The organism is uncultured Clostridium sp. (genome assembly GCF_963527835.1).
GTDB lineage: Bacteria > Bacillota > Clostridia > Clostridiales > Clostridiaceae > Clostridium.
In genome coordinates this window covers 1-23,240 of record NZ_CAURTC010000037.1, presented here as the reverse complement: position 1 = coordinate 23,240, position 23,240 = coordinate 1, and the positions used below count along the sequence as shown (strand labels likewise).

The window sequence follows — 23,240 nt, the reverse complement described above, 5'->3', positions numbered from 1 at the left end:
AGAAACAACTCCATTATTGTATCTTCTAGCATTCTTGCTTAGTAAAAATTAAAATATTGTATATATTTACTATCAGATAAATATTTTACTTTCATAATCTATACTATTTTTAAATTCTTTTGAAAATTCTTCATATGTCTTTAATTTTTTATTAACTCTATACTTTTCCCATATTTTTAAAGTATCTCTTGGAAAGCTACACAAGGCTCTCAAATAATTTATACTATAATTAGATAAATGTGATTCATACACAAAAACTTTTATTAATTCTTCTTCATTTATACAATTATTTTTTCTTTTAATTCTTTTTATATATTTATATAAATCTTCTTCTACTAAGTTATATGATATATACTTCAGACTTCCTATTTGAATATTCTCATTGAATCTTAAATTTCCTTGATCACTCCTTCCAATACATAATTCTTCTCTATTCATGCTTCTTTCTATAATTCCAAAATAATTATGAGAGTATATATAATTTATTGACTCATTTGCTTGATTTAATAATCTTCTACCATCTGAAATAATTAGTTTTTCAAAATCATTTTCTATTCCTATATTCATTATATTCTCATAATCCTTTTGTAATTTTCTTATTTGAACCTTATAACTCTCTATTTCTTTTCCTATAGTACTCTTAATTCTAGTTAAAGACTGATTATTATATCCTAATAAAATTTTTTGGAGATTAACCATTGTTTTTACTTGATCTATAGCTTTTTTATTTGTTATATTTTTATCATATTCAAAATACTTTCCTGCAATATCTATTCCCTTACTATTTAAATATTGCATTATATCTAACTCTTCTATTTTAATCTCCTCCTTTGAAGTAATCATCTATAAATGCTTCTCTTTCATAACAATCATTTAAGTATTTATTTAATTTATTAATAAAAAATTCTTCTCCCCAAGATCGCTGTTCCCAATATACTTGTATTCCTAATTGCCAAAAGCATTGTGGAAATCTAATAAATTCTCTCATTAATGGAATTTCTTCTTTTTTCAATTCAATTATATCCTCATAATTTTTTAATATTAAATCGGCTTTCTTGTCTTCCCATTTTCCATATTTCATGCTTCTTATACAAAGAGATGATAAATCGTGCAGATGAGAATCTAATATGCAATAATCAAAATCAATTATATTAATTTCATTATTGTTATCAATTAAAATATTGTGATTTGCATAATCATGATGACAAAATCCTGATTTAAATACTTCTTTCTTCATTATCTCCATATAATTATTTCTTTTTAAACCTTCAATGCTTTTTTCAGCCCTTTTTAACTCTTTATCTATATTTTTTAAATATAATAAGTCAAAATCTGACTTATTAGCCTTTTGACTTATCCTATTTTTAAAATCTAATATTTCATTAGATCTTGTTTTAAATACATCTTCCCAAGAAAACCAACCTATTCTAGGTTGCATCCTATCTTTTATTGTGAAATTTTTGCTACACTCATGTAATTCTGCTAATTTATTAGACACCTTAGCTAGTTCCAATGGATTGTCATAATTACTTACTCTAGACGGTATCCATTCTGTTAAATATGCATACTTTCCATCTAAACTAATATATTCTTTACCATTTTTAGTCTTAATAAATTCAGGAATCTTACTAAATTTATTTTGCTGTAGATGTTTAATTGCAGACAAAATAAAATAAAAGTGTTCAAAATTATAATTTATAATTTTTATAGAATAACCTTTATCTTTTGCTATTACTTTATAACTATTTTTAACTTTCTCTAAATTATCTACTTCTATTTCATAATTTTCTTCAATATAATTCTTTATTTTTAATACCATATCATTATTTCTCATAAAATTCCCCAAAAATATTATTCTTTTTATTGTATGTTATTTAATAATTTATTGTGATTTAGGATATCTAAAATAACTAATTTTGTATTCACAAAAACCAAGCTAATTTAATATCTTAGTTATATATGTATGTTAAGAGGTGTTTTATGGAAATTGCTATAGATGCTCGTAGTTCTACATTACATCAGGGGACAGGTATAGGAACTTATACTAACAATCTAATATCTAATATGTTATCTGTAAATTTTGAAGATAATTTCACTTTATTTTGTTCTGGAAAATTTAATAAAGACTTTATTAATGAAAACACAGATATTATATATTCTTCTGGAAAACATTCTGGTTTTTATGAAAAATATTATATTCCAAATATGTTAACAGAAAAGAAAATAGATCTTTATCATATTCCTCAAAATGGAATTGGGTTAGAAAATTCTAATGCATATAAAAAAGTAGTTACTATACATGACCTAATTCCTTATATAATGCCCGAAACAGTTGGGAATGGATATTTGGAACGCTTTCTTAAAGATATGCCTGAAATTATTTATAATTCAGATGGTATACTTACAGTTTCTGAATATTCAAAGAAAGATATATTAAAGTTTTTTAATGGTTATCCTGAAGATAAAATATTTGTAACCCCACTTGCAGCTAATTCTAAATTTAAACTTTTAAATAAAATAAATTGTAAAAATTATTTAAGTACAAAATTTAATATAAATGAGCCCTTTGCTTTGTATATAGGTGGATTTAGTTCAAGAAAAAATGTTTTAGGACTTATCAAAGCCTATATAAAAACATATAAAGATTTTAAAAAGCCTTATAAATTAGTTTTAGTTGGTGGATTAAAAGATGAAGGTGAAAAATTATTAGATTTTGTTAAAATAAATAATTTAGAAGATAATATTATTTTCCCTGGATATGTAAGTGATGATTTATTACCTATTTTTTATAATGCATGTGACGTATTTGTATATCCTTCCTTTTATGAAGGTTTTGGACTTCCTCCATTAGAAGCTATGAGTTGTGGAGCTCCTGTAATATCCTCCACGCTCTCTTCAATTCCTGAGGTAACTTCCAATGATGCGATACTTATTGACCCTTATAATGAAGAAGCTTTAAAAAATTCATTGGTTGAAGTTCTGAATAATGATAGTTTAAAATCTGATTTATCCAAAAAAGGATATAATAGAAGCCTCCAATTTACATGGAGGCAAACAGCAATAAAAACATTAGATGCTTATAAAAAGATTATACAATCTTAAGTTCAATTTAAAAGTTCATTTTTTATTTTAATATATTTATCATATTGTTTCATAATTGGAGCTCTCTCTTCTATGTTGCTCATTACAACGAGAGGGCTTTTTCCTGTGAAATTTTTAATTGTATCTTCTGTTTTTATATTTTTATAAGTATAAAGAAAACTAGAAAAAAATTTTCCTTCTTGAATATAATCCATTGAAACTTTCGTATTAGTTATTAAATATGTTATGAATTTTTCTACTAATTCAGCATTTTCTTGTTCATCATCTAAAACTATTAAATTATCTCCTTCTTCACAATAAAATCTATTAGTTCCTAAACTTATGCTTGGAGGATTGATTGCAGTCCATTCGCACTCTACATCCAATGCCTTAAGTTCTCTCATTGCATCGATTGAAGATATCCTAGCTAAGAATTTTCCATCACTATTTAAATTTAATATATTATTATTTCTAAGAGTATCTATTCTTTCTTTAACTTCATTTTTTATAACATCTTCCGTCTTGTCCTCATCTATATATTGCATAATAATTAGACTAATTAAATCTTCATAATCATTTCCTGTAGCGTTTAATATATGTACTGTTCCATTGCTTCTGTTATATATATCAATACCTAATTTTATAAAATCATCCCAAGTATTAATATCATCACTACTATATCCATACTCTCTTAACATATCAGTTCTTATATATAATACAATTGGTTTAGAATTTAATGGAACTCCTATTGATTTATCTTCTATTCTAACTTGATTTATTCTCGACTTTGAAAAATTTTTAGAATATGTATCTAAAATTTTTCTCATATCCTTATATTTAATATTATTATTTTCATTTAAATTTTCAAATTCTAATCTATTTAATAACAATATATCACTTGATTTATACTTGCTATATTTTTCTTTATTGAGTGATTCATTATAGTCATCAATAGACTTTATTTCTATATGGGCTTTATTATTATCTTCCATAAATTTGTCACTGCATTGTTTTAAATATTCATATGAATCTTCTTTTACAAAAACATTTATGTAACCCTTAACTTTTGGAGTATTATCATCTTGTATGTACAGTACGCAAGATATTATAATAATTACAGTTACAAAAAAAGTTAAGCAATATTTAAGTATATTTCTCATTATTTACACCTCTAAATATTTAACATTATTTTTTATACTTTTGCTCATATTTTAAATAAGTTAAAGCGAAAAGTACTGCTAATATGCCACAAAGTAATTTTATAAAAATATATATAGACAATACTTCCGGTGCTACACTTGATACATATCCCATTTGACCGCCAAGAACATATGCACCTCCAACTGAAAATGCTGTACAAATAATTTTGCCTCTATCATCTAATTTATCGAAATTTGAAAATATAACAATTGCTGATGCTAAACTTCCAATAAGTGCAGCAATAGAATTCAAATTGATATTAAAAAGTTTACTTATTCTGCTTAAAGGTTTCATCAATGCTCTCTTTATTACTTCCAACATGACATATGCACCGCCTAAAAACAGAGCTATTCTTCCAACAATAGTAAGCACTTCTTCAATAGGCATAATATTATTTAAAAGCTTTATTCCTGAAATAGAATAAACCCCTTGTATGATTAATCCTATTATACTTATAAACATTATCATTTTTCCTAAATATTTAAAAATTATTATTAATTTTTTAGGTCTAAAAATTATACCTAAAGTTAAAATTATCGAAAGCAATATTACAGGAAGTAAGTTATAAATTAAAGTGTACATCTGTACCTTTAACATTATTCCTCCAGCAAATAAACCTATAGGCATTGTTATAATGCCACATAAAATTCCCTTGAAGACTATTTCCATCTGTTCTTCCTTAACTAAACCTACAGCTAATGGCAAAGTAAAACTAATAGTACAACCTAAAATTGATGACATTAATATCCCTGAGAAATTCCCCATAGAATTGGATAATGCTAATTCACTAGATAAATTAAACCCACCCATATCGATTGCTATTAAACTTGCTGGAAATATAGATGCATCTAAAGATAATTTTTGTGCTATTGGAATTAAAACTTTAGTTAAAATCTGTGTCAAAAATGGTGTCAACGATAATATACCAATCATTGATATAGCTAGTGATCCCATTGTTTTTATACCATCTTCAAAATAAGTAGATAACTTCAATTTATCTCCTTCGATATAGTCAATAGCACCAATTAAAAAGAAAAATGCTATAATACTTAATACTATATTATTCATATTTCTCCTCCATATTTAAATTAAATAACAAAATCCATATTACTCTTTATTATATAAATTCTTACTAAGAGTATCTAAATTATACACCTCTAAATTTTATTCACCTTAATGGTGTAACTAATTAAAATTTAGATATGATAAAAAGTCAATTTAGAACTTTTTATATGAAATCAATATTAAGTATAACATAAAAAGCCTCCTTTATTATAAAAGAAGACTTTTTATAAACAAAACTTAACTATATTGATCTATTTCCTAGCATAATTAATAATTAATAATTAATTATCGGTTAGTTGATTAATTGCAATTAGAAAATTCTTTCTATCTGTAGCGACGATCATGATTTCTTCTACAGCCGTCTGAATCTTCTTCTGAGTCACTTCTTATATCATTTCTTGTATCATTTAAGCCTATGCAAGATCCTTCATAACATTCAACATCTAGTGGAGCATATCTAATTGTAATATTATCTTTGTATACTTTTAACATATACCTTTTACCTGGGCATAAAGGTCCAAGTAAAAATTGACCATATTTATCAGTGAAAGTGTGAGTTAATGGCACTGGAGTTCTTCCTCTACTTCCAGTAACCTCTAATAATTTAACTACAGCATCAGGTACAGCAGCGCCATCTTCATCTATTACTGTTCCATAAATACAACTTCTTCTATCTTTTGATAATTTAATTACTGCATCAATTTGCTCATTTTCTCTAGGACAAATAGAACATACACTTATTCTTCCGCTCATTATTTTTACCTCCAAAAGTTTATTTATGATAATAAAATATGAGTCTAGCTTCCATTTTGTGAATCTTTTATACAGTATTTATTTTTTTCTCTTATAAAACAAACAAATATATTAAAAAATGCTCTGTTTAATTCTTAAATTAAACAGAGCATTTGAAATAAGCTAGTTAGATTTTTCTTCTAATGTAATTTCTAAATCAACATTTTTTCCATCTCTTACGACTTGAATTTTAACTTTATTTCCTACTTCTTTTCCTGATTTTAATTCTTTTAATTCATTAAATGTTGTAATATTTTTTCCATCAAATTTAGTTATTACATCTCCAACCTTTACCCCTGATTTTTCTGCTGGTGAAAATTCTTCAACACCTGCTACATATATTCCTTCTGGTAAATCATATCTTTTAGCAAGATCATTATCGATTTCTCTTACTTGTATTCCTAAATTTAAGATAGGCTTAGATAATGAATCTATCTTTTCTTTTACTTCATTTATTGGAATTGCAAATCCCATACCTTCAACACTAGTTCCACTTAATTGAGTACCTATTTTCATAGAATTTATTCCTATAACTTGACCTTTAGAATTAACTAATGGTCCACCACTATTACCTGGATTTATAGCTGCATCTGTTTGTATAAGATTAACACTAGTTCCACTTTGACTTGCTACATTTCTATTTACAGCACTTATAACACCTTGTGTAAGTGTTTGTGCAAATTCTTTTGAAAGAGGTGTTCCAATTGCTATAACTTGATCTCCAGGGAATAAAGCCTCTGAATCTCCTAGTTCAGCAACTGCTGGAACCTTAGTTCCATCTTCAACTTTAATCATAGCAACATCTTTTGCTTCATCGTAATTTACTACTGTTGCATTAACTTCTTTTCCATCACTTAATGTAACTTTTACCTCATTTGCACCTTGTATAACATGATAATTAGTTAATATATAGCCATCTTCATTTATAATAAATCCTGATCCAATTCCTTCAACTTCTTGTGGGAAAAATCCAGAATTTGATAATCCTTTTGTAGATACAATTACAACAGCAGGTGCTACTTTATTAAATGCTTCCGTTGTTGAAAGTGTCTCTGAAGATGTTTCTTGAGTAAATATTGATGGAGAATAATTTTTATATTGTGCAACAGAAATATTATCTTTAATTAATAAGTACGTTATCCCACTACCGAAAATTCCACCAACTAATGCAATTGCTAATGAAGTTGCTACACTTGCAATTATATTTTTTCTTTTTTTCTTTTTTTTCTGCACATTACTATCTATAAAACTCTCATCTGTATATTTAATTTCATTTTCATTTACATCTATAAAATTTTCTTTATTATCCATAATAAATTCCTCCTAATTTTTTTTATATTTATCTTACACTCTTAGTATAAAGTTATTTTGTGTCAGAAAAATGTCAATATAAAAATACGGGATATTAATATATATGCACTATATATTAATATCCCATAATTTTCATTTATTATTTAATAATTTTAACATTAATTTTATGAATTAACTTTTTCTATTTTTTTTGCCTTTTTTATTATATTATTAACACCATCTATAATACTATCTTGATCATGTAATGCATATGGGCTACTTAATATTGAAGACTTATATACTGTTAATAAAGAATTTTCTAAAATATCGTCCATCTCAGATGTAATTTGATTACTTATTATATAAGTTGGCCTACTTTTTATTATGTTATCAACATTTATTTTAATGTCTTTTTTATATAAGTTTCCTACTTCATCATATATTGCTTTAGTATAACTTTTCTTATTTTTATGTATATTAATCTCTTCCTTTGCTCCATTTGGCAAATCCTCTACATCAATATCACTTTTTATTAATCCTAATTTATCACTTAATTCTGTAATATAAAAATAACTTCCTAAAAATCTTAATTTAGATTTATAATATTGCCATTTTATAGATTCTGAATATTCTTTGCTATTTACTAAATCATAGGATAAAGGATTTATTAAAACAAGTCCTGCTACTAACTCTGGATATTTTTCTGTAAAACTCATAGAAATTAAACTTCCATATTCCTCACTAACAAATATATATGGTTCAGTGGCACCAGATTTTTTTAATAAATTTTTCAAATCTTCTGCCTGATCATCTGGTGTTCTTCGTTCTCCAGAATCACTAAATCCATATCCTTTTCTATTATATACAAATGTTTTTACATCCGAATCACGTTCTAATTTTTTACAAACTTCATCCCATTGATATATATTACTTCCAATTCCTCCGTCAAAAACTATAGTATATGATCCTGTACCCTTAATTTTATATTCTAATTTTTTGGTCTCTACTCTAACATACTTTAAACTTGCATTTAATTTTTCATTAGCAATAAAGTTGCTCATGGATTGCACTAAAAAGCCAGTTATAAGAAAAACAATTATAATAATTAATGCTCTTCTTAAAAAATCTAATAAATTAAATTTAGGTGATTTAATTCTTTGAAATCCATTCGAATGAGGCAATAAATTCATATTTAACGTTCTCCCAACTTCAAATTAGGCTTTGCATTTATATCAAAAGAAGAAACATAATTTTTTTCATAATTAAAATATGCTGCACTTCCTATCATAGCTGCATTATCTGTGCATAATACTGGCTCTGGAAATAAAATTTCAATATTTCTTAATGTACCCTCTTTTTTTAAAGTTTCCCTTAAACAAGAATTAGATGCAACACCACCTGCTATAGCTATTTTATTAACATTTTTTTTCTTACAAGTTAAAAATACATTGTCTTTTAAAACATCTATCACTGCTTTTTGGAATGAAGCAGCTACATCAGCATTATTAACTTCAATCCCCTTCATCTTAGCTTTGTTTAAATAATTTAATACAGCAGATTTTACTCCACTAAATGAAAAATCTAGTGTGTCTTCATGAAACTTAGCTCTTGGGAAAGAAATAGCATTAGGATCTCCTTCTTTTGCTAATTTATCAATTTTAGGACCTCCTGGATATCCAAGTCCTAAAGATCTTGCTACCTTATCATATGCTTCCCCCACTGCATCATCTCTAGTTTTTCCTATAACTTCAAAATCACAAAAATCATTAACAGAAACTATAAAAGTATGTCCTCCTGATACAACTAAAGATATAAATGGTGGTTTTAAATCCTTATATTGTATAAAATTAGCGCACATATGACCTTCTATATGGTTTACTCCAATTAATGGTTTTTTAGCTGCAAAAGCCAATCCTTTAGCATACTGAAGTCCAACTAAAAGTGCACCTATTAGGCCTGGTCCATAAGTAACTCCTATAGCATCAATGTCACTTAAAGAAACACCTGCATCATCTAAAGCTTTTTTTACTACATAATCTATAATTTCAATATGCATTCTCGATGCAACTTCTGGTACTACTCCACCAAATTTTTTATGAGTATCTATTTGTGTAGATATAACATTAGATAAAACTTCTCTTCCATTAACAACAACTGCCGCTGAAGTTTCATCACAACTTGATTCTATTGCTAAAATTAATTTTTTATCCATCATTAAATACCTCTTTTATTTAATTCAATTACTAAATCTATATTTATTAGTTATGTTTTATTAGAGTGCTAATATATACATAAGCAAAATAAACTGAATAGTTAAGCTAATATCACTTTTCTTATTGCATATATCAACATATACTCAAAACATATTCTATTATTAAAATATTATGTTCAAATACAGATTAACACAAATATTATACTGTATATAGCATATATTATCAATTTTTCATTATTGTATAAGTTACTATTATACTATATATTTTTATATAGTATAATAATACTTTAATAAAACATATAATGAGGAGCTTTTTTATGACAACCTATGCTAAAGTAATTGTTAATGGTTCACCAATAACAAAATCAAATTTTAAATTACATAATACTAATGGACGTGCTATTTTACCTAGTAATTCTGGAAAATATCATGATAGATATGCTATCTATGAACAAGAAATTGCTCTTATTGCTAGAAGTCAAAATCCCGATGTTATATTAGAAGAAAGTTTAATAGCTATACTTAAAGTTTATTATAAAAGTGAAAAACGTCATCCTGATACAATAAATATAACAAAAAGTATATTTGATGGAATAGAAAAAAGTGGTCTTATCATAAATGATGCTCAAATTACTAGAATAATAGTCGAGGAATATTATGATAAAGAAAACCCTCGCTTTGAATTAGAACTCTTTGCAGAAAGTGAATACGAGATTAATTATTCTATAAATAAAAAATCAGTTTTAGGTAACCCTAAATTATATTCTCCAATAAGAAAAAACTTATTAAATCCAAATACTAACAAGAATAAAGATATGGAAATTAATAAAAATCTTTGTACAATTTGTAATACTATGCTAAAAACAAATGATTATATAAAAGCAGATGGTGGAAAAACATTGATATGTAAAAAATGTTTTAATAAATTATTTTAAAGGTGGATTTATTTGATGAATAAGCATATAGATATAATATTCTTAGGTGATAGTTTAACTTTTGGATATGGTGTTCCAAAAAAAGATTCTTGGGTATATAAAATTCAAGAGAACATAAACTTTACATCATTAAACAAAGGTCACAATGGGGATACAAGTACAAGTATTCTTACTAGGTATTATGAAGATGTAATAAAATATACTCCTAATAAAATATTTATTATGTGTGGTAGTAATGATTTACTTTTAGGAAGAACTGTAGACTCAATAATCGAAAATATAGAATTGATGATAAAAGACGCTTTAGAAATTAACTCTAATGTTATTATAGGAATTCCACCTTCAATCATAGGAGATATGGCAAATAAATTATTTTCATATTCTCCATTTTATAAATATGCTGAAGAAAATTTAAGCGAATTAAAAGAGGCAATAATTAATTTAGCTATTAACTACAACCTCTCTTATATAGATTTTTATTCAATTACTTTAAATAATAGTGATATATATTTAGATGGAATACATCTTAATTCTTTAGGTAATGAGATTATGTATAAAAATGCTGTGTCTTATTTTTAATTTATGTTTTTAATATATCCTGCTGCTTTTATTCCACAATTAAGTCCATCTGTTTCTTCCATTATAAGAGCTAACTTTCCATAAATTAAATTACCACAAGCAAAAACACTTTCTTTAGAAGTCTTAAAATCTTTTGTTTCTGGAACAAATGTATTTTTATTAATATCTACTTTTAAATTTTGAGCAAGTTTATTTTCTGGTCTAAATCCAACTGATAAAATTAAAGAATCACATTCTATTTTAGAAATTACATCTTCTTTTAAATTTAATATTTTAATTTTATTTATTCTACTATTACCATAAACTTCTATAACTCTAGAACTTTCTATAATTTCTAAAGAAAATCCATCTATTAAATTTTCAATTTCTTCATCTATTAATTCTTTAATTTCATCTTCAATTATTATAGCTTCTACGCTTCCACCCTCAATTAAAATACGTCTAGCAACTAAAAATCCCCATTTATTTTTAGCAATTATTACAGTCTTTTTGCCTGGTAGATATCCTTCTAAATTAATCAATCTATGGGCAGATCCTAATGTAAATATTCCTGTTAATCCATGAGTTGGAACCATAACACTTCCTGTATACACCTCTCTTGATCCAGTTGCTAATATTATTGCCTTTGTATTTACTTCTTTACTTCCTTCTGTTGAATTAACATAAGTTATTTTATTATCCTCTGTTACTTCTATAACATTAGTGTTAAGCTTAATATCTATATTTGATTTTTTCAATTTTTCTTCAATAAAATATATATATTCAGGCCCTGTTACTTTTTCTCCTAAGAACTTTTCACCAAATTCATTATGAATACATTGATTTAGTATTCCCCCTAAACTATGTTCTCTTTCAAATATTAATATATTTTTTATTCCTTCTCTTGCTGCACCTAAAGCTGCAGTCATTCCAGCTATTCCTCCGCCAATCACAACTAAATCATATTCTAACATTATATTGCCTCCAAATATACTAATCACATATTATAACTTTATTAAGTTATTAGATTCATTTATTATATCTACTATGTCACTCATATCGATAATCTCTGAAAAATTATTGGAAATCTCTAATTTATAATATTCTAAAGATTTATCATGTACTAGTATGTTTACCCCTTCTTGAGATAATAATTTTATATTTTCTAACCAACTGATACTATCTGTAATATCCTGAAAGACTTTTACTCCCTCATTTAAAAATATAATATTTTTAGGAAGTTTTATTGCATCACTTAATGCATTTAAATAATCATTCAATAATATTTTTCCTAATTTAGAATCACCTGATCCAAATTTATTCGATGTTATTAAAACTGAAAATACAGTTTCATCTATTGCTTCTAAACAGCCTCTTTTTTCTATAAATATATGAATATTTTCATCATTTTCTTCTACATCTACATGGTATCCTAAATTCATAGCAAGATTAGCAATATTAGAATTATCCGCTTGTTTTTCTATAATAACTATTGCTTCGCCTTCTCCAATAGAATTAAAATATTTTTTTACCATTCTTATAGTTTTAGGAAAAGACAAACCTCTACAATCTATTTCTTTCATAAAATTTCTCCCCCTTAGTTTATATTAATTATAAAATTAAGATAAGATAATTATATCATGTTTAATTTTATATGGGTTGTTTGATTTGTGTATTTATGTATAATATAAGATGTTAACTATTTGATAATAATTATTGTATTAATTTTATCATTTTTTTATTAATTCCTAGATTGAGGTGAATTTATGCATTCTAACAAAAATAAAATTATTAATTTATTCAATAAAAATAGAATAAATCAATGGGTACTATTTTTATTTCCTCTGATTTCTATATTTCTTAAGTGTATATTTTTTCAAGGATTTATTACTGGCAGTAATCCTTATAGCTTTGATTTCAATGCTGGTTATGACTACGCTAGACCTTTTTTTAATTATTATCTAGCTTTCATTTTAATATTCATAAGTTTTTCACTTTTATTTAAAGGAAAATCTAGGATAATATATCTTTTTATAGTAAACATACTCTTAACTGCAATTATCGTATTAGATGTTTGTTACTTTAGAGGATTTTTAACAGTTCCGTCTATTCTTATTGCAACTCAAACTGCAAATTTAGATAATTTGTCTGGGGCAATATATTCTATGTTTAGTCCTTTAGACTTTATCTTTATAATAGACTTCTTTGTATTAGGAATTTATGTTTACTTTACTAGAAGATATATATCTGAAATAAATAAAAGAGCAATAAAAACTTTCTTTATAACTTTTATTATGCCAATATTATTTATAGCTTATGTTCCATTTAATATACATATTTTAAATAATAAAAGTGTTAAAGATGCATATTTATTTGATAATTATGATCCAACAAATACAGCTAGATATTTTTCACCAATTGGATATCATATATTTGATTTATATACAGTTTATCGTGATTCAAAACCATATGAATTTACAACTGAAGATCAAAATAATTTAGATAAATTGTTTGATATGAAAAATGAAAACTTACCTAATAATGACTACTTTGGTCTATCTAAAGGTAAGAATTTAATTTACATTCAAGTTGAGTCTTTAGAAAGTTTTGTTATAAATAAGAGCATTAATGGAAAAGAAATTACCCCGGTATTAAATAATTTAATATCTAACGGTTTTTATTTCCCTAATGTGTTCGAACAAGTTAATGAGGGTACAAGTTCTGATTGTGATTTAATGGTTAATACATCTATGTTTCCATTAAGACGAGGAAGTACTTTCTTTAGGTATCCAAATACTACTTATAATTCTTTACCTGATATATTAGAAAAAGATAATTATAGCAGTATTGCTATACATCCTGATAAAGGTTCTTTCTGGAATTATTCTGCTGGACTTAAAGGAATAGGATTTGATAAATTTAATGATTACTATTCATTCAATGCAGATGAAACAATTGGAATGGGAATAAGTGATGGAAGCTACTTTAAGCAAGTAGTTCCAATGTTAAAAGAACAATCTAATCCATTTTATGCTCTGACAGTAACTTTAACAAGTCATGGTCCATTTGATATGCCGAAAGATTATAGAGAATTGGAACTTGATCCAGAATTAGATGCTAGTGAGCTAGGTGGATATTTTGAAAGCTTACACTATACAGATGCTCAAATAGGTAATTTCTTAAAATTATTAGATAGTGAAGGACTATTAGAAAATAGTGTAATAGCTATTATGGGTGATCATACAGGTGTTCATAAATATTATAATAATGGAATTGAAAAATTATCTAATAAAGAAGATTGGTATTTAGATACTGGTAACCCTGTAGTTCCGCTTGTAATCTATGATACTTCTATCAAGACAGGAAAAACTTTTGATTTATACGGTGGACAAATTGATTTTATGCCAACTTTACTTTATATGCTTGGCATCGATAAAGAAAAATATCAAGACACTGCTTTAGGAAGAAATCTTCTAAATACAAATAAATCATTTGCTATCTTAACAGATGGTACAATAAAAGATCAAAATACCCTTTCTGGTGAAGACAAAGAAATATACAAAAATATCCTAGATTTATCAGATAAAATGATTAGGGCAAATTACTTGAAAAAATAATACTTTATATAACTAGGCTATATCAACACCTATTCAAAACATAGCTAAATAAAAAATAGAAGGACTACAAAATTAGTCCTTCTATTTTTTATGTCTCTACTATCCATTTAAATAAATGTTAATATTATAGTATAATAGCGTAGTGGCATTGGAATTTACTTTTTAGAATTCTTAATAGATATTTGTTGAATTAATTGCTTGTCACAATGTTTCATTGGGAGCATGCATTAATTAGACTAGTATCTATTTTAGTGTTCTTAAAGTAAATTCCTCAGCCCACAAGCTTTATACTATAATATCAACACCACTTTTTAAGACAATGTATTATTTATTTTCCTGCTATTGATAATTCTTTTATAGCAACGCATGGTGAACCTACGCTACTCATAGGGAATTTTAAATCACTTCCTATTTCTTCTACATCTTTAATTAATGTAAAGAAATTTCCTGCTACTGTAATTTGTTCTATTGGGAATGTCTTCTTTCCATCTTCAATCATAAATCCCTTAGATGCTAAAGAAAAATCTCCTGTCACAGCATTAGCTCCAGAATGAAGACCTGCAAATTCAGTTATTATTACTCCATTATTAACTTCTTTACATATGTCCTCAAAGCTCTTATCACCTGGTTTTATATAAAAGTTTGTTGGGCTAATCCCTACTATTGATGCATAAGATGATTTAAATCCATTACCTGTAGATTTAACATTAGCCTTATGTGCTGTCTTTAAATTATATAATAATGTATTTAGTTTTCCATTAGTTATAACTTCTTTTTTATAAGTTGCAACACCTTCATCATCAAATGCCGTTGTTCCAAGTCCATCTTCAAGATGAGGGTCATCTATTAAAGTTACTTTATCTGAAGCTATAATTTCTCCTTCTTTACCTTTTAATAAAGATAATCCCTTTTGTGCTTGTTCAGCATTAAAAATACCTGAAAAAGTTCCAAGTAATGATACCATAGCTTCATTATTTATAATCACTTTATATTTTCCTGATTTTATGCTTCTTCCTCCGATTCTTGAAAGAGCCTCTTCTAAACCATCCTTAGCTAATTTTTCTGGATTAATATCTGATTCTCCTTTTGCAATAACATATCCCATTCCATCATATTTTTCATTATTGTCCTCAATTATTGGAACTACGTAAGCTGTTAAGTGATTTCTTGAAGTTGATAAATCCAATCCCTTAGAATTTAATATTCCATATCTAGATTTTCCGTATCCTATTCCGCAACCACCAAAATTAACAACCTTATCACACTGCTTTTTACATTCGCTTTCCATTTCTAAAGCTAATTTTATTAACTTATCAGGCTTTATATTATCTAATTCGTCTTTATAACAATTTATTTCTTTATATTCATCATCACCCTCATAGATAAATTGAACATCATTATTTTCTATAACTAATGCTGCACTTTTAGCATTTTCTATAAGAGTATCTATAGAATTTTCATCTAATATCTCTGTATATGAATACCCCATTTTATCATTTATTTTTCCTCTAAATGATAATCCAAATGAATTGTTTAATTTATATTTTTCAACGTCACCTTCATAAATATTTATACTTAGACTTTCCGCATCAGAATAATATATTTCACATTCATCAAATCCTGCTTTTTTAGCTTCACTCATTAATTTTTCTTTAAACAAATTAAATTCCATGTACTATCTACCCCCAACTGTCATTTTCTTAACTCTAATCATAGGTTGACCTACATTAGTTGGAATACTTCCTGAAGAAGATCCACACATTCCTTGAGCTAATTCTAAATTATTACCTACCATATCAATATCCATAAGAACTTGACTACCTTTTCCAATAAGACTTGCGCCTCTTACTGGTTCCTTAATAACACCATCCTTAACTAAATATCCTTCTTGGACAGCAAAATTAAATTCTCCAGTTACAGGATTAACTGATCCTCCGCCTAGCTTCTTAGCATATAAACCATCTGAAATTGATTTAATTATATCTTCTGGGTTATCTGTCCCATTTGCTATATAGGTATTAGTCATTCTTGAAGTTGGTTGGTATTTATAACTTTGCCTTCTAGAGCTACCAGTTGGTTTCATATTCATTCTTCTACCATTTAATTTATCAATCATATATCCTTTTAATATACCATTTTCAATTAAAATATTTTTTTGAGTTTTATTTCCTTCATCATCTATATTAAGTGATCCCCAAGCATTAGCTATTGTACCATCATCTATAGCTGTTACTTTAGTTGATGCTATTTGCTGTCCTAATTTATTAGCAAAAACAGAATTACCTTTAGCAACAGAACTTGCTTCTAATGCATGACCACATGCCTCATGAAATATTACTCCACCAAATCCATTATCTATTGCAACTGCCATATTACCTGCTGGACAATTTTTTGCATGAAGCATTGTATGAGCTATTCTTGCTGCTTCTCTTCCATGATATTCAGGATCTATACTTTCAAACATTTCAATTCCCATATGTCTTCCTGGACCTTCAAATCCTGTTTGATTTTCTGCACCTTTAGATGCTATAGCATTTATTCCAAGTCTTGTTCTAATTCTTTTATCTTCTATATATAAACCATCACTATTAGCAATTAAGATATTTTGTTCCTTATCACCATAGCTCGTTATAACCTGTGAAATTTCACTATTATAATTTTTAGCACTATTATAAGCTAGCTTTAAAATATCTATTTTTTTATTATAGTTTACATCCCTAGGATAAAACATTATTGGATGTATTGTTTGTATCTTTTTTTCATTTATTATAATATTCTTTTCTTCTCCATTTGCATCGCCTAAAGCTAATGCTGCTCTATAAGCTGTTTCTAATAAAGAATCTAAACTATTATTATTTGTATATGCATATACACTTTTTAATCCTTTAAAAATTCTAATTCCAATTCCGTAGTTTCTTCCGCCTATAGCATCCTCTACTTTTCCATCTATTAATGATATAGAATTATTTACAGAATCATCTTCAAAAATTTCTGCAAAATCTCCTCCAGTTATTAAGCATCTTGCTAATACCTGTGATACAATGCTTTTTACTAACATATAAATCCTCCCTTATATTTTCATTATGTTATATAAAAATAAACTCTATATTACAATATAAATACTATAAAAAATTTTAACTGTACTATTCTTATAATCTCATATTATCTATTATAATACTATCCATATTATAGTAAGTCTATCTTAATTTCAGACTTATTTAAAATATTCGCTCATATATGCACTAGGCAAAGTGGCACTATGATTGGACTATACTCATTTTTAGTATTCCTAAGTTCAATTATTCCATCCACTTTGCTTATACATATATTAGCCAATAAAACATAGCTTAATTTAAAAATGGTTTTTCCCAATTATCAACATAATCTCCTATACACCATTCAGCCATTATAATTTCATCATTTTTATCCATTTCTATTACATCAAGTGGAACATTGTTTATTTTTGAACTCTCAATTTCGTCTATAATCAAACCTTCTTCAGTTACAATTAATGCTATTCTTTTATTAGGAGATGTAAATGCATCCTTAATTCCCGGAAGTTCACGCTTTAATGTTTTCCATGGAATCAATAGAGAATCATAATTTACTAATTTCTTATTTTGCTTTAAATTTAAAGTATAATCATATCCAGTTCCTTCTACGCCATAAGCAGGAGATATTTTACCAATCACTGTCCATTTACCATTCATTCTTTTTACAGAAAAATTACTATAATTAATATAAGCACTATATTTATCTTTTTCTTCTTTAGAAAATTCATTAATAATATTATCATACGTTTGCTTAAAATCTTTATTTACTTCATTATCAAATATATCACTTATAACTATTGGTAAATTAGATGTTATATTATCAATTGGTAAAACTTCATATTTATTAAATTCCCCTTTAAAATTGTTCCCTTCATATACCTCTGTAGCTATATAATCATTTCCAACAAAATTTATACTTAAATACTTATTTTTATTTATATTTTCTAGATTTTTATTATCATCATTTATAGACTTTTTATAATTAATTGGCTTAGCATCAAAATATTCATAATAATAATTACTCTCTATAAAATTTTTATTTATGTTCCATATTCCATTCATACGAGGAACGATTAGTCCTGGTTTTTCTCTTATAGGTTGTAATTCATCATTCTTAAATGAAATATATAATGTTTTATATTCCTCAGTATTGTCTTTTTCATTTCTAGATTTTATACCTAAATAAACACCTACTGGATAATTATAATCATTGATTTCCTTATAATCTGCTTTATAATCTTCACTTTTAAAATTATTTTCTATAAAATCATTAACTTCACCTACTAAGCTAACATTATATAAAGCTCCATTATAAAATATAAAACCTTCTTCAGCACTTTTCTTTATAAATTCAAATAGCATATTATTATTATTATTATTAAAAATTGATATAACTTCATAATTTTCTTTGTCTAAGTTAAGATCGCCTATACTATATTTTTCTTCATATGAAATAACATAATCATCTTTAACTAATTTTAACTTATATGAAATATCCCTATACTCAACATCCTTTAACTTTATATATTCATTACATATTTCAATATTCTCTCCTACAGAAAACTTCTTATTATTAAGAGAATATATATCATTATCTAAAATCTTGTAGTCATTTATTTGCCAAATTCCCTTAATACTTAAAGAATTATTCTGCGGTGCCTTAATTTTATAAATTTTATTTTGCGAAACCTCATTACATCCCATTATAAAAAAAGATATAAGAACAACTAAAAATATATTTATAAATTTTTTCATATATCTATCTCCCTTATATTAGGAATTGATATAGTAACCCTAGTCATTTTCCCTTCTTCACTTACTATATCTAAATAACCATTATGAAGATTAACTATTTCTTCACAAATAGACAATCCTATTCCATTTTGAGATTTTGAATTAGCACCCTTGTAAAATTTCTCTTTTACTTTTGGTAAATCACTTTTACTTATTCCACATCCATTATCCTCTACTATTATTTTTAACTCTTCTTCTCCTTGATTAAAAATAACACTAACATTATCATTTTTATTTACAAACTTAAATGAATTATCTATTAAATTTATTAGAACTTGCTTCATTCTATCTATATCTAAATAATATATTTTATTATCTAAATTAGATAATACATTAAAATTAATGCATTCTTTTAAAGCTCTAGGTATCATATAATTTTCTATATATTCTATTAATTCCATTATGTTTACCTTTTCTCTTTTTAATTGCATCTTTCCATTTATAAGACGTGAAAAATCTAATAATTCCTCTACCATATTAGATAATCTATCTGTTTCCTTTTCTAATATATTAAAACCTAATTTAAATGTCTCTTTATCAGTATTATTATCTTGAAGCGTTATAACCCAACCCTTTATAGAAGTTAATGGTGTTCTTAATTCATGAGATACAGATGATATAAAATCGTCTTTTAATTTTTCTCTTTTTATAATTTCTTCTGCCATATAATCTAATGTATTAGCAAGTTGAGCAACCTCTCCATCTCCACTTATATTATTTCTAACCTTTAAATTCCCATTAGCCATTTCTTGTGAAATATCAGTTAATTTTTTTATTGGATTTATAATCTTATTGGATAAAATTAAACTAATAATTATCCCTAAAAGCAATACTAATATAGATATTAACATAAAAAAGAAAACTATACTTTTTAATTCATTATTAATTTCTTCTAATGATATAACATACCTAATTACTCCTATAACCTCATTATCATTTAATAATGGCTCTGAAACAGACATTACCTTATAATTGCTGTAACTTACACTTCCAACATAACTTCCACTTTCACCATTAATAGCCTTTTTAACATCAGGTTTTTCATGTAGGTTATCCTCATAGACTCCTATTGAATCCATTAGTAAGTTTCCCTTTTCGTCTAATATTTGAACCTCAGCATTACTTTTATTCCAAAATGAATCAACATTATCATATATATTTTCAATTAAATTTGATTTATATAAATACTTATCATAAAAATTAGTTGCTATTTCTATTTGATTTCTTAGTAAAGTTTCGGCATTATCATAATAATACTTTTTTACAAATGTGCCTAAAAGTATATTCATACATATAACAATAAATAATATCAAAAATATAAAACTTCTAATTAGTGTATTTTTAATACTTTTCATTTTATTATCCTTTCCATCTGTATCCCTTACCCCATATTGTCTCTATAAATTCTGGTTCTGACGGATTATCTTCTATCTTAGCTCTTAGACGTCTAATATTAACATCTATTAACTTAGGATCACCAAAATAATCATATCCCCATATTAAATTTAAAAGCTCATCTCTTGAAAATGCCTTATTAGGATTTTTTAAAAATAATTTCATAAGTAAATATTCTTTTGGAGTAACATCTATTTCTATACTATTTTTGAATAATTTTTGAGAATATAAATCTATTATGAAGGGTTCTCTAATTAGCTTATCAATATTTTCTTTAACCTGGTTTTCATCACCAATTCGTCTTAATATTGCTTTAATTCTAAGGATTAACTCTAATGGATTAAATGGCTTTATTATATAATCATCAGCACCATACTCTAACCCCATTATTTTATCCATATCTTGAGTACGTGCTGTAAGCATTATAATTCCTATTTTAGGATACCTTCTTCTTAATTCATCACATACCTTAAAGCCATCTATACCTGGAAGCATAACATCTAAAACTGCTAGGTCAATACTAAATTTTTCTGCTGCTTTAAGTCCATCTTCACCAGTTTCAGCTTCTATTACTTCAAAATCATTTCTTTTTAAATTTATTTTTATAAATCCTCTTATACTTTCTTCGTCTTCAACTAATAGAATTCTACTCATAATAAATACCTCCCATCTACATTATACCTATTTATCATTTTATTATAAGAACAAAATCGCCTAGGCGACTTTAGAGCCGTCGATTTTTTTAGCCATGTACCCTTTCCAAACGCAGTGCAGGAATAATGGTGCGGCATATGATTATTTTTTATTCTTTAGAGATACTTATCATACCTTTAAAATACAGTATTCTAAAAATTATCCACAGATTTAAGATTTTTATAATTTCCTAAATAATAAAAAAGAGACTTCAAAAGCCTCTTTATATATTTATGAAAATAACATTAAATTTATTTTATACTTTTAAGTTCATATCCTTGTTCTCTTAAATAATCTATTACTTCTGGTAATGCTTTAGCAGTTTCTTGTTTCCCTGCTGCGTCATGCATTAATATAACTGCCTTTTCTCTTCCAGCAACACTTTTCTTTACTTCTTCTAATAACTCAGAATCAATTTTTGTTTTTCCTTCTGCATCTTTAGATAATGCATTCCATTCAATATAACTATATTGGCCTTCTTGTAACTTTTCTTTTATAGCATCTTGACCCTTCCAAGACATGAGACCACCTGGAAATCTAATAGTTTTAGTTACAAAATCTTTTCCTAAAACTTGTCTGAATGCTTCATTATTTTTTTCTATATCACCCATAAAGTTTTCAACACTAACTGTTCTTTGTGGATATAAATATTTATAGTCATGTGAATATGTGTGACTTGCTACAGCATGTCCATCTTTTACTATTTCTTTTAATAATTCCTTAGTTCTATCACTTTCATTTATAGATTTTCCTAATGTGAAAAATGTAGCTTTAGCATCTTTTTCCTTTAATACTTTTAAAACTTCTGGAGTTACACTTTCTGATGGACCATCATCAAAAGTCAAGTATGCAACTTTATGACCATCAGCACCTTCTGGCATTTTACCAAGACTTTGCTCATATAAATACTTTTCTACAAAAGCTGCTGAATCTGCATTAGGATCTTCTTCTGCAGTTAAATATCCTGAATTATCTAATTTAGATTCTTCTTTTGGAGCTGCTTCTGCTTTATTTTCATTTACAACTTCATTATTATTTATAAGTTCACTTGCATCAGCATTAATATTTTTACTATGTATATATTTAGCTGATAACATTCCAGATATTATTACAACTAAAACTATTGAAGAAAATAGTATTATTTTCTTTTTTTTATTTTTTCCATCGCTTCTTCTTCTATAATTAACATTGTTACTCATTTATTGTTATCCCCCATAATCTTTTTATTGCAGCATAGTTTGTCCACTTATTCAGTTCATCAAATTACTACATATATAATTATATAATACAGTATTTTTACTTTTGTTACAAAATTATTACATATATACAAATAATTTTAGGCAACAAAAAAAAGTCGATCAAATCGACTTCAATAATATCAAATTGGCTCCGCGAAGAGGACTCGAACCTCCAGCCTATCGGTTAACAGCCGAGTGCTCCACCATTGAGCTATCGCGGAATACTAATTGAAAGAATGTTCTTTCAAAATTGCACATAAACTGTATATAACAATTATTTATTGGTCAAGCCCTCGACCTATTAGTATCAGTCAGCT

20 protein-coding genes and 1 tRNA gene are annotated in these 23,240 nt (G+C 26.2%); 4 read left to right on the top strand and 17 right to left on the bottom strand.

Annotated features, from left to right (window positions below):
* Positions 1-72 precede the first annotated feature (72 nt).
* The gene (locus RYM86_RS14980; protein ID WP_315081486.1) at positions 73-843 is read right to left on the bottom strand and encodes a spore coat protein; all 771 of its coding nucleotides are present in this window, start codon (positions 841-843) and stop codon (positions 73-75) included.
* Positions 818-1,834: a CotS family spore coat protein gene (locus RYM86_RS14975; protein ID WP_315081484.1), complete on the bottom strand. Its 1,017-nt coding sequence runs from the start codon at positions 1,832-1,834 to the stop codon at positions 818-820. The genes RYM86_RS14980 and RYM86_RS14975 overlap by 26 nt, the downstream gene beginning before the upstream one ends.
* 146 nt (positions 1,835-1,980) lie before the next feature.
* On the opposite strand from RYM86_RS14975, the gene RYM86_RS14970 reads away from it, so the two are divergent.
* Positions 1,981-3,102, top strand: a complete 1,122-nt coding sequence (locus RYM86_RS14970) for a glycosyltransferase family 1 protein (RefSeq protein ID WP_315081482.1) — start codon at positions 1,981-1,983, stop codon at positions 3,100-3,102.
* A gap of 2 nt (positions 3,103-3,104) precedes the next feature.
* Here the strand turns inward: RYM86_RS14970 and RYM86_RS14965 are convergent, their stop codons facing one another.
* From RYM86_RS14965 to tsaD, 6 genes are all read right to left on the bottom strand, one after another.
* Positions 3,105-4,241: an extracellular solute-binding protein gene (locus RYM86_RS14965; RefSeq protein WP_315081480.1), complete on the bottom strand. Its 1,137-nt coding sequence runs from the start codon at positions 4,239-4,241 to the stop codon at positions 3,105-3,107.
* Positions 4,242-4,266: 25 nt separating this feature from the next.
* The gene (gene eutH / locus RYM86_RS14960) at positions 4,267-5,349 is read right to left on the bottom strand and encodes an ethanolamine utilization protein EutH (protein WP_315081479.1); all 1,083 of its coding nucleotides are present in this window, start codon (positions 5,347-5,349) and stop codon (positions 4,267-4,269) included.
* Positions 5,350-5,670: 321 nt separating this feature from the next.
* Positions 5,671-6,099: a carboxypeptidase-like regulatory domain-containing protein gene (locus RYM86_RS14955; protein WP_315081478.1), complete on the bottom strand. Its 429-nt coding sequence runs from the start codon at positions 6,097-6,099 to the stop codon at positions 5,671-5,673.
* 162 nt (positions 6,100-6,261) lie between these two features.
* A complete protein-coding gene (locus tag RYM86_RS14950) occupies positions 6,262-7,449 on the bottom strand; it encodes a trypsin-like peptidase domain-containing protein (RefSeq protein ID WP_315081477.1) in 1,188 nt (395 codons plus the stop codon).
* A gap of 164 nt (positions 7,450-7,613) precedes the next feature.
* Complete coding sequence (locus RYM86_RS14945) at positions 7,614-8,618, bottom strand: alpha/beta hydrolase (RefSeq protein WP_315081476.1); 1,005 nt, start codon at positions 8,616-8,618, stop codon at positions 7,614-7,616.
* A gap of 2 nt (positions 8,619-8,620) precedes the next feature.
* Positions 8,621-9,640 (bottom strand): tRNA (adenosine(37)-N6)-threonylcarbamoyltransferase complex transferase subunit TsaD, encoded by a 1,020-nt coding sequence (tsaD, locus tag RYM86_RS14940; RefSeq protein ID WP_315081500.1) that lies wholly within the window; start codon positions 9,638-9,640, stop codon positions 8,621-8,623.
* A gap of 317 nt (positions 9,641-9,957) precedes the next feature.
* On the opposite strand from tsaD, the gene RYM86_RS14935 reads away from it, so the two are divergent.
* Positions 9,958-10,575, top strand: a complete 618-nt coding sequence (locus RYM86_RS14935) for a RusA family crossover junction endodeoxyribonuclease (protein WP_315081475.1) — start codon at positions 9,958-9,960, stop codon at positions 10,573-10,575.
* Between the two features lie 15 nt (positions 10,576-10,590).
* On the top strand, positions 10,591-11,154 hold the full coding sequence (locus RYM86_RS14930) for a GDSL-type esterase/lipase family protein (protein WP_315081474.1): 564 nt from the start codon (positions 10,591-10,593) through the stop codon (positions 11,152-11,154).
* Here the strand turns inward: RYM86_RS14930 and RYM86_RS14925 are convergent.
* The gene (locus RYM86_RS14925; protein ID WP_315081473.1) at positions 11,151-12,107 is read right to left on the bottom strand and encodes an FAD-dependent oxidoreductase; all 957 of its coding nucleotides are present in this window, start codon (positions 12,105-12,107) and stop codon (positions 11,151-11,153) included. The two genes, RYM86_RS14930 and RYM86_RS14925, sit on opposite strands and share 4 nt — an antisense overlap.
* A gap of 30 nt (positions 12,108-12,137) precedes the next feature.
* Positions 12,138-12,716 (bottom strand): sulfurtransferase-like selenium metabolism protein YedF, encoded by a 579-nt coding sequence (gene yedF / locus RYM86_RS14920; RefSeq protein WP_315081472.1) that lies wholly within the window; start codon positions 12,714-12,716, stop codon positions 12,138-12,140.
* A 183-nt stretch (positions 12,717-12,899) separates the two neighbouring features.
* Between yedF and RYM86_RS14915 the strand changes: the two genes are divergently transcribed.
* Positions 12,900-14,750, top strand: coding sequence for an LTA synthase family protein (locus RYM86_RS14915; RefSeq protein WP_315081471.1), 1,851 nt, complete (start codon positions 12,900-12,902; stop codon positions 14,748-14,750).
* Between the two features lie 328 nt (positions 14,751-15,078).
* On the opposite strand, the gene RYM86_RS14910 is transcribed toward RYM86_RS14915, so the two are convergent.
* The 7 genes from RYM86_RS14910 to RYM86_RS14880 form a co-directional block, all read right to left on the bottom strand.
* On the bottom strand, positions 15,079-16,422 hold the full coding sequence (locus RYM86_RS14910; RefSeq protein WP_315081470.1) for a TldD/PmbA family protein: 1,344 nt from the start codon (positions 16,420-16,422) through the stop codon (positions 15,079-15,081).
* Between the two features lie 3 nt (positions 16,423-16,425).
* Positions 16,426-17,808: a TldD/PmbA family protein gene (locus RYM86_RS14905; RefSeq protein WP_315081469.1), complete on the bottom strand. Its 1,383-nt coding sequence runs from the start codon at positions 17,806-17,808 to the stop codon at positions 16,426-16,428.
* Between the two features lie 289 nt (positions 17,809-18,097).
* Positions 18,098-19,558 (bottom strand): hypothetical protein, encoded by a 1,461-nt coding sequence (locus tag RYM86_RS14900; RefSeq protein WP_315081468.1) that lies wholly within the window; start codon positions 19,556-19,558, stop codon positions 18,098-18,100.
* Positions 19,555-20,952, bottom strand: coding sequence for an ATP-binding protein (locus tag RYM86_RS14895; protein ID WP_315081467.1), 1,398 nt, complete (start codon positions 20,950-20,952; stop codon positions 19,555-19,557). Before RYM86_RS14895 ends, RYM86_RS14900 begins: the two co-directional genes overlap by 4 nt.
* A gap of 4 nt (positions 20,953-20,956) precedes the next feature.
* Positions 20,957-21,646, bottom strand: coding sequence for a response regulator transcription factor (locus RYM86_RS14890; protein ID WP_315081466.1), 690 nt, complete (start codon positions 21,644-21,646; stop codon positions 20,957-20,959).
* 290 nt (positions 21,647-21,936) lie between these two features.
* Complete coding sequence (locus RYM86_RS14885; protein ID WP_315081465.1) at positions 21,937-22,884, bottom strand: polysaccharide deacetylase family protein; 948 nt, start codon at positions 22,882-22,884, stop codon at positions 21,937-21,939.
* Between the two features lie 185 nt (positions 22,885-23,069).
* A tRNA-Asn gene (locus RYM86_RS14880) sits at positions 23,070-23,144 on the bottom strand.
* Positions 23,145-23,240 lie beyond the last annotated feature (96 nt).

Coding starts and splice junctions, on each gene's coding strand:
- RYM86_RS14980 (WP_315081486.1), bottom strand. CDS start 843: ATGATTACTTCAAAGGAGGAGATTAAAATAGAAGAGTTAGATATAATG.
- RYM86_RS14975 (WP_315081484.1), bottom strand. CDS start 1,834: ATGAGAAATAATGATATGGTATTAAAAATAAAGAATTATATTGAAGAA.
- RYM86_RS14970 (WP_315081482.1), top strand. CDS start 1,981: ATGGAAATTGCTATAGATGCTCGTAGTTCTACATTACATCAGGGGACA.
- RYM86_RS14965 (WP_315081480.1), bottom strand. CDS start 4,241: ATGAGAAATATACTTAAATATTGCTTAACTTTTTTTGTAACTGTAATT.
- eutH (WP_315081479.1), bottom strand. CDS start 5,349: ATGAATAATATAGTATTAAGTATTATAGCATTTTTCTTTTTAATTGGT.
- RYM86_RS14955 (WP_315081478.1), bottom strand. CDS start 6,099: ATGAGCGGAAGAATAAGTGTATGTTCTATTTGTCCTAGAGAAAATGAG.
- RYM86_RS14950 (WP_315081477.1), bottom strand. CDS start 7,449: ATGGATAATAAAGAAAATTTTATAGATGTAAATGAAAATGAAATTAAA.
- RYM86_RS14945 (WP_315081476.1), bottom strand. CDS start 8,618: ATGAATTTATTGCCTCATTCGAATGGATTTCAAAGAATTAAATCACCT.
- tsaD (WP_315081500.1), bottom strand. CDS start 9,640: ATGGATAAAAAATTAATTTTAGCAATAGAATCAAGTTGTGATGAAACT.
- RYM86_RS14935 (WP_315081475.1), top strand. CDS start 9,958: ATGACAACCTATGCTAAAGTAATTGTTAATGGTTCACCAATAACAAAA.
- RYM86_RS14930 (WP_315081474.1), top strand. CDS start 10,591: ATGAATAAGCATATAGATATAATATTCTTAGGTGATAGTTTAACTTTT.
- RYM86_RS14925 (WP_315081473.1), bottom strand. CDS start 12,107: ATGTTAGAATATGATTTAGTTGTGATTGGCGGAGGAATAGCTGGAATG.
- yedF (WP_315081472.1), bottom strand. CDS start 12,716: ATGAAAGAAATAGATTGTAGAGGTTTGTCTTTTCCTAAAACTATAAGA.
- RYM86_RS14915 (WP_315081471.1), top strand. CDS start 12,900: ATGCATTCTAACAAAAATAAAATTATTAATTTATTCAATAAAAATAGA.
- RYM86_RS14910 (WP_315081470.1), bottom strand. CDS start 16,422: ATGGAATTTAATTTGTTTAAAGAAAAATTAATGAGTGAAGCTAAAAAA.
- RYM86_RS14905 (WP_315081469.1), bottom strand. CDS start 17,808: ATGTTAGTAAAAAGCATTGTATCACAGGTATTAGCAAGATGCTTAATA.
- RYM86_RS14900 (WP_315081468.1), bottom strand. CDS start 19,558: ATGAAAAAATTTATAAATATATTTTTAGTTGTTCTTATATCTTTTTTT.
- RYM86_RS14895 (WP_315081467.1), bottom strand. CDS start 20,952: ATGAAAAGTATTAAAAATACACTAATTAGAAGTTTTATATTTTTGATA.
- RYM86_RS14890 (WP_315081466.1), bottom strand. CDS start 21,646: ATGAGTAGAATTCTATTAGTTGAAGACGAAGAAAGTATAAGAGGATTT.
- RYM86_RS14885 (WP_315081465.1), bottom strand. CDS start 22,884: ATGAGTAACAATGTTAATTATAGAAGAAGAAGCGATGGAAAAAATAAA.